11 protein-coding genes are annotated in these 11,365 nt (G+C 68.2%); 3 read left to right on the plus strand and 8 right to left on the minus strand.

Features of this window, described 5'->3' with window-relative positions:
• Positions 1–40 precede the first annotated feature (40 nt).
• Genes ACIGEP_RS00650 through sdhC form a run of 8 tightly spaced genes read right to left on the minus strand, consistent with a single transcriptional unit; the run spans position 41 to position 7,107 of the window.
• Complete coding sequence (locus ACIGEP_RS00650) at positions 41–490, minus strand: hypothetical protein (RefSeq protein ID WP_396659705.1); 450 nt, start codon at positions 488–490, stop codon at positions 41–43.
• Positions 483–1,487, minus strand: a complete 1,005-nt coding sequence (gene trpS, locus ACIGEP_RS00655; protein ID WP_396659706.1) for a tryptophan--tRNA ligase — start codon at positions 1,485–1,487, stop codon at positions 483–485. The genes ACIGEP_RS00650 and trpS overlap by 8 nt, the downstream gene beginning before the upstream one ends.
• Before the next feature lie 47 nt (positions 1,488–1,534).
• Positions 1,535–2,374 carry an exodeoxyribonuclease III gene (locus tag ACIGEP_RS00660; RefSeq protein ID WP_396659707.1) on the minus strand — a complete coding sequence of 280 codons (840 nt, stop codon included), beginning with the start codon at positions 2,372–2,374 and terminating at the stop codon, positions 1,535–1,537.
• A 10-nt stretch (positions 2,375–2,384) separates the two neighbouring features.
• A complete protein-coding gene (locus ACIGEP_RS00665) occupies positions 2,385–3,548 on the minus strand; it encodes a YihY/virulence factor BrkB family protein (RefSeq protein WP_396659708.1) in 1,164 nt (387 codons plus the stop codon).
• Positions 3,549–3,570: 22 nt separating this feature from the next.
• Complete coding sequence (locus ACIGEP_RS00670; RefSeq protein WP_396659709.1) at positions 3,571–4,338, minus strand: succinate dehydrogenase iron-sulfur subunit; 768 nt, start codon at positions 4,336–4,338, stop codon at positions 3,571–3,573.
• Positions 4,338–6,164: a succinate dehydrogenase flavoprotein subunit gene (gene sdhA, locus ACIGEP_RS00675; RefSeq protein WP_396659710.1), complete on the minus strand. Its 1,827-nt coding sequence runs from the start codon at positions 6,162–6,164 to the stop codon at positions 4,338–4,340. Before sdhA ends, ACIGEP_RS00670 begins: the two co-directional genes overlap by 1 nt.
• A gap of 47 nt (positions 6,165–6,211) precedes the next feature.
• Positions 6,212–6,673: a succinate dehydrogenase, hydrophobic membrane anchor protein gene (gene sdhD / locus ACIGEP_RS00680; RefSeq protein WP_396659711.1), complete on the minus strand. Its 462-nt coding sequence runs from the start codon at positions 6,671–6,673 to the stop codon at positions 6,212–6,214.
• A complete protein-coding gene (sdhC, locus tag ACIGEP_RS00685) occupies positions 6,673–7,107 on the minus strand; it encodes a succinate dehydrogenase, cytochrome b556 subunit (RefSeq protein WP_396659712.1) in 435 nt (144 codons plus the stop codon). Before sdhC ends, sdhD begins: the two co-directional genes overlap by 1 nt.
• A 229-nt stretch (positions 7,108–7,336) precedes the next feature.
• On the opposite strand from sdhC, the gene ACIGEP_RS00690 reads away from it, so the two are divergent.
• From ACIGEP_RS00690 to ACIGEP_RS00700, 3 genes are all read left to right on the plus strand, one after another.
• On the plus strand, positions 7,337–8,449 hold the full coding sequence (locus ACIGEP_RS00690) for a mannose-1-phosphate guanylyltransferase (protein ID WP_396659713.1): 1,113 nt from the start codon (positions 7,337–7,339) through the stop codon (positions 8,447–8,449).
• Positions 8,450–8,622: 173 nt separating this feature from the next.
• Positions 8,623–9,732, plus strand: a complete 1,110-nt coding sequence (locus ACIGEP_RS00695; RefSeq protein ID WP_396660982.1) for a BMP family protein — start codon at positions 8,623–8,625, stop codon at positions 9,730–9,732.
• A 90-nt stretch (positions 9,733–9,822) separates the two neighbouring features.
• Positions 9,823–11,343 (plus strand): ABC transporter ATP-binding protein, encoded by a 1,521-nt coding sequence (locus ACIGEP_RS00700; protein WP_396659714.1) that lies wholly within the window; start codon positions 9,823–9,825, stop codon positions 11,341–11,343.
• Positions 11,344–11,365 lie beyond the last annotated feature (22 nt).

Here is an 11,365-nt window from a genome sequence, read left to right on the forward strand (position 1 = left end):
CCGGCACGCGAGCCGCCGCGCACGGCGCGTACCCGCGGCCTCAGCCCTCGGGGTGCTGCTGAATCCAGACGGCCATGGCGGCGAGGTTCGTGAGCGGGGCCATGGCTCCGATGACGGGCGCGTCGAAGACCATCGATTCGACGCCCGCCTCGGCATAGGAGGCGACCCAGCCGGCGGCGTCAGGGAGGGGAACGGCGAGCACGCGGCTCCGTTCCTCGGCAGGGATGCCGAAGCCCGCCGCCGCGTCCTGCGCACGCTGCGCCGTGGAGAACGCGAAGATCGCGGGTCCCTGCTCGGTCGTGGCGGCGAAGGGGGTCGGGGCATCGTCCGTGCCGCGGGCGATGAACAGCCACTTCTCGAGAGAGAACACCGCCCGCCAGAGGCGCTCCTGGGCGACGCGGTCGTCCGGAGCCGCCATCGACGGGCCGGCGGCCGCGTCGATCGCGGCGACCAGCTCGGGCGCGGGGTCGAGGCGCGGTTCGTCAGACACGTCGCAGCAGCCCGAGCTTGTCGTACACGTCGGACAGGGTGCGGTCGGCGACCTCGTCGGCACGGGCGGCGTTCGCCGCGAGCACGCGGTCGAGCTCGGCCGGGTCGTCGAGCAGCTCCAAGGCGCGCTCGCGCACCGGGCCGAACTCCGACACCACGACCTCGGCGAGACCCTTCTTGAAGTCGCCGTATCCGCGACCCGCGTACTCGTCCTCGATCGAGGGGATCTGCCGACCCGTGAGCGCGGCGTAGATCACGAGCAGGTTCGAGACCCCGGGCTTGGCCTCGCGGTCGTACCGCACCACGCCCTCCGAATCGGTGACCGCGCGCATGACCTTCTTCGCGGACTTCGCCGGGTCGTCCAGGAGCCACAGCACGCCGGCATCCGACTCAGCCGACTTCGACATCTTGGAGGTCGGGTTCTGCAGGTCGTAGATACGCGCGGTGTCCTTCTGGATGACGGGCATCGGCACGCGGAACGCCTCGCCGAAGCGCCCGTTGAAGCGCTCCGCAAGGGTGCGCGTCAGTTCGACGTGCTGCTTCTGATCGTCGCCGACGGGCACGATGTCGGTCTGGTACAGCAGGATGTCGGCGGCCATGAGGATCGGGTAGGTGAACAGACCGACGTTCGTCGCATCGGTTCCGTAGCGCGCCGACTTGTCCTTGAACTGCGTCATCCGACCGGCTTCGCCGAAACCGGTGACCGTCGACAGCACCCAGGCGAGCTCGGCGTGGGCGCGGACGTGCGACTGCACGTACAGCGTCGACTTCGACGGCTCGATGCCGGCGGCGATGTACTGCGCAGCGGTGCGGCGGGTCTTCTCGCGCAGCTCCGCCGGGTCGTTCGGCTGCGTCAGGGCGTGCAGGTCGACGACGGAGAAGAACGCGTCGTAAGCCTCCTGCAGATCCCGCCACTGCATGAGCGCCCCGATGTAGTTGCCGATCTGAAGGGAGTCGGCGGAGGGCTGCATTCCGGAGTACAGGCGGGGTTTGCTCACCCTACGATCCTAGGCGCGAACGGATGCCGCGCCCCCGCCGCCCGGGTTCAGCCGCCGAGCGTGTAGTCGGCCACGACCGGCGCGTGATCGCTCCAGCGCGTGTCCCATGAGGCCGCGCGGACGACGCGGTAGTCGGTCGCGCGCGTCGCGAGCTCGGCGGTCGCCAGGTGGTAGTCGATCCGCCAGCCGGTGTCGTTGTCGAACGCCTTCCCGCGGTTGGACCACCATGTGTACGGCCCGTCCACCTCGCCGGCGAACGAGCGACCCACGTCCACCCAGCCGAGACCGCGACCGCTCCCGCCGTCGACCGTGGTCACGGTGTCGCCCGCGGGCGCGAGGAACCGGTCGAAGTACGCACGTTCGCGCGGCAGGAACCCGGCCTTCTTGACGTTGCCCTTCCAATTGCGGATGTCGAACTCGCGGTGTCCGACGTTGAGGTCGCCGGTGATGAGCGCCAGGTCGCCGAGGTGCGGCATCCGCTCCTCCAACGCGTCGAGGAAGGCGTACTTGGCGTCCTGCTTCTCGGTGCCGGCCTCGCCGGTGAACACATATGCGCTGACGACGGTCAGGGTCTCGCCCTCGACCTCGACATCGGCTTCGACCCATCGCCCCTTCGAGTCGAGCGTCTGGTCGCCCAGCTCGACGCGCCACACCTCGAGCGGCTCACGGGCGGCGATCGCGACACCGGCACGGCCCTTGGCCACGGCCTCGTCGTTCACGACATGCCACCCCGGCAGTGCCGCGCTGAGATCGGATGCCTCGGCCCGCACCTCCTGCAGGGTGAGGATGTCGACGCCCGCGGTCTCGAGCCAGTCGTGCATCCCTTTCCGAGCGGCGGCGCGGATGCCGTTGACGTTGACGGAGGCGATGCGGACGGTTCGAGGCACGCCTTTCAGCCTAGGCGCGCCCGCCGACACGGGTCGTGTCGCGGGTCTGCTCGAGCAGCTCCTCGGCGCGGCGCAGATCCCGACGCGCGCCCGGACGCTGCCACCAGGTGGCCTCCGCGAGCGCGCTGCGTGCCTCGCGGACGCCCGCCTCGGCGACGAGCCGCAGGGCCTCCCGTTCGGCGGCGCGCTGCTGTTCGGCCGTCACCGGTGCGAGCGGGATGTCGGCGTCCCTCGCTGCAACGCCGATCCACGAGGCCGCGACGAGCATGACGATCCCGGCCAGACGCAGCCACAGCAGCAGACCCACGACGACGGAGAAGGTGGCCAGCAGCGGGTTGGTGGGGGAGTAGACGGCGAGGAAGCCGAACCCCAGCTGGAGGAGCGCGAGCGCCGCCCCGCCGGCGGTCGCGCCCGGGACGATCGAGTGCCAGGGGAGCGAGGTGCCGGTGAGGAAGCGGATGAGGAGTGTCAGTGCCCCGGCATTGAGAAGAACGCTCACGATCACCGACCCGAGCCGGCTGGCGACCTCGGTCGCCGTTGATGGGAACGGCACGTTCGCCCACACGAGGACCTGCGAGACCAGTCCGCCGGCGACGAGGCCGAGTCCGGCGCCGACGATCAGTGCCGCGCCGAAGAGGATCGCGGCGAGGAGGTCGCCGAGCTTGAGGAGGACGAAGCTGCGCAGGTCGAACGGCAACCCGAAGATGTCGCGCACCGCGCGACGGGTGAAGGTCACGAACCCGATCGCGGTCCAGACGGCGACGGCGAGGGCGATGGAACCGGTGATGGCCAGCAGGCTACTGCTGTCGCGCGCTATCGAGGCGACGTCGTCCGGATCCACCGGCCCGGCGTCGGAGATGAATCCCGGGATGTAGGTGTTCACGACGCGGATGAGCGCGTCGATCGCGTCCTGCGACCCGCCGAGCCAGAGACCGACGACGGCGAAGGCCGCGTAGAGGGTCGCGAAGATCGCGAAGAGCGACTGGTAGCTGATGGCGGCGGCGAGGAGGAACCCGTTCCGCTGCAGGAAGTGCCGCCACACCCTGATCGGGAACGAGGCGATCGTCCGCCGCGTCAGGTCGGTGGCCTTCTCGATCGGCTGGTCGAGCCGCTCACGCAGACGAGACGCCTCCCACCGCTCGCGCAGGGGAGGCGTCGTGTCGTTCGAGGTCACGCCTCGAGGGTACCGGGGGCGATCAGCTGCGCAGGACCGCTTGCTTGACCTCGGCGATGGCCTTCGTGATCTCGATGCCGCGGGGGCACGCCTCGGTGCAGTTGAAGGTGGTGCGGCAGCGCCACACCCCTTCCTTGTCGTTGAGGATGTCGAGACGCACGTCACCGGCATCGTCGCGCGAGTCGAAGATGAAGCGGTGGGCGTTCACGATCGCGGCCGGACCGAAGTACTGGCCGTCGGTCCAGAAGACCGGGCACGACGACGTGCAGGCGGCGCACAGGATGCACTTGGTGGTGTCGTCGTAGACGGCGCGGTCCTTGATGGACTGGATGCGCTCCTTGCCCGGCTCGGGCGCGGTGTTCGCCTGCAGGAAGGGCTGCACGTCGCGGAAGGACTCGAAGAACGGGTCCATGTCGACGATGAGGTCCTTCTCCAGCGGCAGGCCCTTGATCGCCTCGACGTAGATCGGCTTCGAGATGTCGAGGTCCTTGATCAGCGTCTTGCAGGCGAGGCGGTTGCGGCCGTTGATGCGCATCGCGTCCGAGCCGCAGATGCCGTGGGCGCACGAGCGACGGAAGCTCAGCGTGCCGTCGACGTCCCACTTGATGCGGTGCAGCGCGTCGAGCACGCGGTCGGTCGGGTACATCTCGACGTCGTAGTCGACCCAGCGCGGTTCTGCATCGACCTCGGGGTCGAAGCGCCGGATGATGAAGGTGACCAGGTACGACTGGATGCCGGAGTCGGTGGACTCCTGCGTGCCGGTCGGAGCGTCGGAATCGACGATGGTCATCAGTACTTCCTCTCCATCGGCGGGTAGTTGTACTCGCCCTGCTCGTTCTTGGTGAACACGACCGGCTTCCAGTCCAGGCGGATGTGGTCCTCGGGGTTGGCGGAGTGCGGGTCGCCCGTGAGGTAGGCCATCGTGTGCTGCATGTACTTGTCGTCGTTGCGGTCGGGGTAGTCCTCGCGCATGTGACCGCCGCGGCTCTCGCGCCGGTTGCGCGCGGCGTAGGCGACGATCTCGGCGATGTCGAGGAGGAAGCCCAGTTCGACCGCTTCGAGCAGGTCGGTGTTGTACCGCTTGCCCTTGTCGTCGACGTGGACGTTCTTGTAGCGCTCGCGCAGATCGTTGATCGTGCCCATGACGTTGGTGAGCGTCTCCTCGGTGCGGAACACCTGGGCGTTGGCGTCCATCTCCTCCTGCAACTTCTTGCGGAGGGTCGAGATGCGCTCGGTGCCGGCGTTGTTCCGCAGGCCCTCGATCATCTCGCGGACCTCCTTCGCGGGGTCCTCGGGGAGCGGCATGAACTCGGCGGTCTGGACGTACTCGACCGCGTTCTGGCCGGAGCGCTTGCCGAAGACGTTGATGTCCAGCAGCGAGTTGGTGCCCAAGCGGTTGGCGCCGTGCACCGACACGCACGCGCACTCGCCGGCGGCGTAAAGGCCGGGGACGATGGTGTCGTTGTCGGCGAGGACCTCACCCTTGACGTTGGTCGGGATGCCGCCCATCGCATAGTGCGCGGTCGGCATGACCGGAACGGGCTCGACGACGGGGTCGACACCCAGGTAGGTGCGGGCGAACTCGGTGATGTCGGGGAGCTTCGTCTCGAGGACCTCGGCACCCAGGTGCGTGCAGTCGAGGTAGACGTAGTCCTTGTTCGGACCGGCACCGCGACCCTCGAGGACCTCCTTGACCATGCATCGCGCGACGATGTCGCGGGGGGCGAGGTCCTTGATGGTGGGGGCGTAGCGCTCCATGAACCGCTCGCCGGAGGCGTTGCGGAGGATCGCGCCCTCGCCGCGCGCACCTTCGGTGAGGAGGATGCCGAGACCGGCCAGACCGGTCGGGTGGAACTGGAAGAACTCGATGTCCTCGAGGGGCAGGCCCTTGCGCCACACGATGCCGACCCCGTCACCGGTGAGGGTGTGCGCGTTCGAGGTGGTCTTGAAGATCTTGCCGAAGCCGCCGGTCGCGAAGATGACGGCCTTCGCGTGGAAGACGTGGAGGTCACCGGTGGCGAGCTCGTAGGCGACGACACCGGCGATGCCGGTGCGACCGAGGGCATCCTTCACCGTGATCAGGTCGAGCGCGTAGAACTCGTTGAAGAAGTTGATGCCGAGCTTGACGCAGTTCTGGAACAGCGTCTGCAGGATCATGTGGCCGGTGCGGTCGGCGGCGTAGCACGCGCGACGGACGGGGTTCTTGCCGTGCTCGGCGGTGTGCCCGCCGAAACGGCGCTGGTCGATCTTGCCGTCGGGCGTGCGGTTGAAGGGCAGGCCCATGTTCTCGAGGTCGATGACCGCGTCGATGGCCTCCTTCGCGAGGATCTCAGCCGCGTCCTGGTCGACGAGGTAGTCGCCGCCCTTGACGGTGTCGAAGGTGTGCCACTCCCAGGAGTCCTCTTCGACGTTCGCGAGCGCTGCCGCCATGCCGCCCTGTGCGGCGCCGGTGTGGCTGCGCGTCGGGTAGAGCTTGGTGATGACGGCGGTCTTGGCCCCGGGACCCGCCTCGATCGCGGCGCGCATGCCCGCGCCGCCGGCGCCGACGATGACGACATCGAACTGGTGGTAGTGGACGCCGTCCTTGACGACGGAGTCCGCGGTCTGAGTGCTCACGTGACGATTGCCTCTGTTCTATCCGTATGCGTGCCGGTCGCGCCGGCTCAGCCCTGTGCCTTGCAGACCTCGGCGACGATGCTGCCGTCGAGGTTCGGGATGCAGGGGTCGAAGGTGAAGACGACGAGGGTGCCGAGCAGGATCATGAATCCGGCCACGACCCACAGGCTCGTGACGAGCACCTTGCGCACCTTCGCGTTGGTGACGTAGTCGTTGACGATCGTGCGCATGCCGTTGGTGCCGTGGATGAAGGCGAGCCACAGCATGAGGACATCCCAGATCTGCCAGAACGGGCTCGCGAACTTGCCGGCGACGAAGGCGAAGTCGAGCGCCGAGATGCCCTCGCCGACCATGAGGTTGACGAAGAGGTGGCCGAAGATGAGGACGATCAGCAGCACGCCCGAGACGCGCATGAAGACCCACCCCCACTTCTCGAGGTTCGGCCCCTTCTTGCGGACGGCGGCCTTGCCCTGCGGGGTGCGCGGGGGGACGAGGGTGTCGGCGGTCATCAGTGCTCGCCTCCCATGTGCGAGAAGACGTTCGGAAGGTGGCGTGCGGAGAATCCGACGAGGGTGACCGCCCAGACGGCCAGGACGCCCCACCACAGCTGACGCTGGTGGCGCGTCGCCCACGGCCACAGGTCGACCGCGATGATGCGGAGCCCGTTGAACGCGTGGTACACGATCGCCCCGACAAGGGCGACCTCGCCGAGACCCATGATCGGGTTCTTGTACGTGCCGATGACCGCGTCGTATGCGTCGGGGGAGACCCGGATGAGGGCCGTATCGAGCACATGCACGAGCAGGAAGAAGAAGATGGCGATGCCGGTGATCCGGTGCAGCACCCACGACCACATGCCCTCGTTGCCGCGGTACAGCGTGCCGCGCGGGGTCTTGGACGTGGTCTCAGCTACCGACGGCGTGACGCGTGCTGGTGCAGACACGGTCGTCCTCCCTTGGGTGAGATGGGTCGCGCTGCGCGGCGAGGTCACGGCATCCCCAGGGATGTCGCCCATCGTCGCAAGCGGGCGCACCGACCATCCTAAGCGGCGCTGAAGGACACCGGCGAGGAAGGGGAGCCTTAGAACATATTGGTCACGGCCGTCGGCCGGGAAGCGCGCCCTTCACGTGCACGGAACGGGAGCGTCACGACCGGCCGATAGGGTTCGGATCATGGTCGAACACATCGAGGACTTCTACGCCGTGATCCCCGCGGGGGGTGTCGGTTCCCGCCTGTGGCCGCTCTCGCGGGCGGATGCGCCGAAGTTCCTCCACGACCTCACCGGTTCCGGTCACTCGCTGCTGCGCGACACCTGGAACCGACTCGAGCCGCTCACCGGGCCCGACCGCATCGCCGTCGTCACCGGCCGCGCGCACCGCGCCGCCGTCGAGGCGCAGCTGCCCGGCATCCCCGACAAGAACGTCATCCTCGAATCCGAGCCGCGGGACTCGGCGGCCGCGATCGGCCTCGCAGCGGCGATCCTGCATCGCCGGCATCCCGATGTCGTCATCGGCTCCTTCGCGGCGGATCACGTCATCCGCGGCTCGCGTGTCTTCGAGTTCGCGGTGCGCGACGCCGTCGAGGTCGCGCGCGAGGGCTACATCTGCACGATCGGTATCCAGCCCACGGAGCCGGCGGTGGGCTTCGGGTATATCAAGCGGGGCGGCGAGCTGATCGTCGACGGGGCTCGGGATGCCTCACTCGTGGAGCGCTTCGTCGAGAAGCCCGACCTCGAGACCGCCAAGACCTACGTCGCCGATCGGTCCTATCTCTGGAACGCGGGCATGTTCATCTCGCGTGCCGATGTCCTGCTCGCCGAGATCGAGGCGAACAACCCCACCCTTCACGCCGGGCTCGTCGAGCTGGCAGAGGCGTGGGACGATCGCGATCGTCGCGGACCAGCCGTCGACCGCATCTGGCCGACGCTCGAGAAGATCGCGATCGACTACGTCGTCGCCGAGCCCGCCGCCGAGAAGGGCAAGCTCGCCGTCGTCCCCGGGCACTTCGACTGGGACGATGTGGGGGACTTCGCGAGCCTCGCGAAGCTCAACTCCGGAGGTCGCACCGACCTCGCGATCCTCGGGAAGAACGCGCGTGTGCTGTCGGACCGGGCGAGCGGCATCGTGGTCTCGCAGACGAGCCGCGTGATCAGCATCATCGGCGTGAAGGACATCGTCGTCGTCGATACGGACGACGCCCTGCTCGTGACCACGGCCGAGCACGCCCAGCGGGTCAAGAGTGTCGTCGACGCCCTCAAGGTCACCGGTCGGGGCGACGTCCTCTGACCCGCGCGAGGCGGGGTCCGCAATTGTGCAGGATGCCGCTCCCGTGACGGGATGATTGCGGCTTTGTAACCATTCCGGCGTACGGCCTGATCACGCTGCGTCCTCGGCGTCACAGTAGGTAACTTCAGTTGAGCCGCCGCGAAGTCCGCGGCGCCTTCAATGTGGAGGCTGCATTGACTCTCTCGACCCCCAAGAAGCTCGTCGGCATCTCCGCCGCAGCGGGCCTTCTCGTCGCCCTCGCCGGATGTGGGACCGCACCCGAAGCCACTCCCTCCGGCAGCGCCGGCGCTGAGCCGGGCGGAGCCGTCGACGGCTTCCTGCCCTGCATGGTGTCCGACTTCGGCGGCTTCGACGACAAGTCGTTCAACCAGCTCGGATTCGAGGGCCTGCAGACGGCCGCCGAGGCCCTCGGCGTGGAGCCCATCACGGTCCAGTCCGACAGTGAGACCGACTTCGCGCCCAACCTGCAGAACCTGGTCGACCAGAACTGCACCATGATCATCACGGTCGGCTTCGCGCTGGCGTCCGCCGCGGGCGAGTCCGCCGCCGCCAACCCCGACATCGAGTACGTCTCCATCGACGACCCGGTGGACAACGACTTCGACGGCGAGACCGATGCCCCGAACATCAAGCCGCTGCTGTTCGACACCTCGCAGGCCGCCTTCCTCGCCGGTTACGCCGCCGCCTCCTACTCCGAGACCGACAAGGTCGGCACCTTCGGTGGTCAGCCTTACCCGACCGTCACGGTCTTCATGGACGGCTTCCGCCAGGGCGTCGAGTACTGGAACGAGCAGAAGAGCGAGAACGTCCAGGTCCTCGGCTGGGACGGCGAGGACGGTGTCTTCACCGGTGCTTTCACGGCCAACCAGGATGCGATCAACGCTGCGCAGGGTCTCGTGGACCAGGACGTCGACGTGCTGCTGCCCGTCGGTGGACCGATCTACCAGTCCGCGGCATCCGTCATCCGTGACTCCGGTAAGGACATCGCGCTGATCGGTGTCGACGCCGACGTCTACGAGACCGACCCGAGCGTCGCCGACCTGCTCCTCACCTCGATCCGCAAGCTGATCGACGTGGGTGTCGAGGACGCCGTCACCGCCGCGGGCAAGGGCGAGTTCGACGCGACCCCGTTCGTCGGCACCCTCGAGAACGACGGTGTCGGCCTCGCGCCGTTCCACGACTTCGAGTCGAAGGTCTCGCCCGATCTGCAGGGTGAGCTCGACGAGATCACGGCGGGCATCGTGGACGGGTCGATCACGGTCGACTCCTACCTCGCCCAGTAATCCCCTTCGGACGTGGGGGGCCGGAGTTCCGGCCCCCCACGTTCTTTGCGTCCGGTGCGCTCTGCGCGCCCCTCTCTTAGGATCGGCTCTATGAAGCTCGAGCTCCGCGGTATCACCAAGCGGTTCGGATCACTCGTCGCCAACGATCACATCGATCTCGTCGTCCAGCCCGGCGAGATCCACTGTCTCCTCGGCGAGAACGGCGCCGGTAAGTCGACGCTGATGAACGTCCTGTACGGGCTGTTCCAGGCGGACGAGGGGGCGATCCTCCTCGACGACCAGGTGCAGAACTTCACCGGCCCCGGCGATGCGATGCACGCCGGCATCGGCATGGTGCACCAGCACTTCATGCTCATCCCCGTCTTCACGGTCGCCGAGAACGTCATGCTCGGCCACGAGTCCACCAAGGCCGGTGGGTTCCTCGACCTGGCCGCTGCGCGCGAGAAGGTCCGCGAGATCTCCGCACGGTTCGGGTTCGACGTCGATCCCGACGCCCTCGTCGAAGACCTGCCCGTCGGCGTGCAGCAGCGCGTCGAGATCATCAAGGCGCTGTCCCGCGACGCGCGCGTCCTCGTCTTCGACGAGCCGACCGCCGTCCTCACGCCGCAGGAGACCGACGAGCTGATCGCCATCATGCGTCAGCTGAAGGATGCCGGGACCTCGATCGTCTTCATCACCCACAAGCTCCGCGAGGTCCGCGAAGTCGCGGATCGCATCACGGTCATCCGTCTCGGCAAGGTCGTCGGCGAGGCCTCGCCGACCGCATCGAACGCCGAGCTCGCCTCGCTGATGGTCGGCCGCGCGGTCGAGCTGACCGTGCAGAAGGATGCGCCGCAGCTGAACGACGCCGCGCTCGTCGTCGAGAACCTCACGGTCGTCGACCCGTTCGGGCACGTCGTCGTCAGCGACGTCAGCTTCACCGTCCGCGGCGGCGAGGTCCTCGCCATCGCCGGTGTGCAGGGCAACGGTCAGACCGAACTCACCGAGGCGCTCCTCGGCCTCCAGCCCCAGACGCGCGGCTCGATCTCCCTCAACGGCACGGAACTCGTGGGCCTGAGCGTGCGCCGCATCCTCGACGAGGGCGTCGGCTTCGTCCCCGAGGATCGGACCGAGGACGGGCTCGTCGGCGCGTTCACGATCGCCGAGAACCTCATGCTCGACCGGGCCGACGGCGAACCGTTCGTGCGCGGCGGCGCCGTGCAGCGCGGTGCGCTCGAGGCCTTCGCCCAGGAGAAGTTCACGGAGTTCGACGTCCGTGCCCCCGGCATCCACACTCCGGTCGGCCGTCTCTCGGGCGGCAACCAGCAAAAGGTCGTGCTGGCCCGCGAGCTCAGCCGCGACCTGTCGCTCTTCGTCGCCGCTCAGCCCACCCGCGGCGTCGACGTCGGGTCGATCGAGTTCATCCACAAGCGCATCGTCGACACGCGCGATGCGGGCGTCCCGGTCATCGTCGTCTCGACCGAGCTCGACGAGGTCACGGCGCTCGCCGACCGCATCATGGTCATGTACCGCGGACGCATCGTCGGGATCGTCCCGGGCAACACGGAACGTGAGGTCCTCGGCCTCATGATGGCGGGCGAGAGCGCCCCCGGAGAGGGGGTCGCGGCGTGAGCGTCGCCACCGAACCCGCGCG

The organism is Microbacterium sp. NPDC077663, assembly GCF_044542795.1.
GTDB lineage: Bacteria > Actinomycetota > Actinomycetes > Actinomycetales > Microbacteriaceae > Microbacterium.

Bases quoted from the DNA above. Each gene is read 5' to 3' on its own strand.
- sdhD (WP_396659711.1), bottom strand. From the start codon at position 6,673: ATGACCGCCGACACCCTCGTCCCCCCGCGCACCCCGCAGGGCAAGGCC.
- ACIGEP_RS00700 (WP_396659714.1), top strand. From the start codon at position 9,823: ATGAAGCTCGAGCTCCGCGGTATCACCAAGCGGTTCGGATCACTCGTC.
- ACIGEP_RS00690 (WP_396659713.1), top strand. From the start codon at position 7,337: ATGGTCGAACACATCGAGGACTTCTACGCCGTGATCCCCGCGGGGGGT.
- ACIGEP_RS00670 (WP_396659709.1), bottom strand. From the start codon at position 4,338: ATGACCATCGTCGATTCCGACGCTCCGACCGGCACGCAGGAGTCCACC.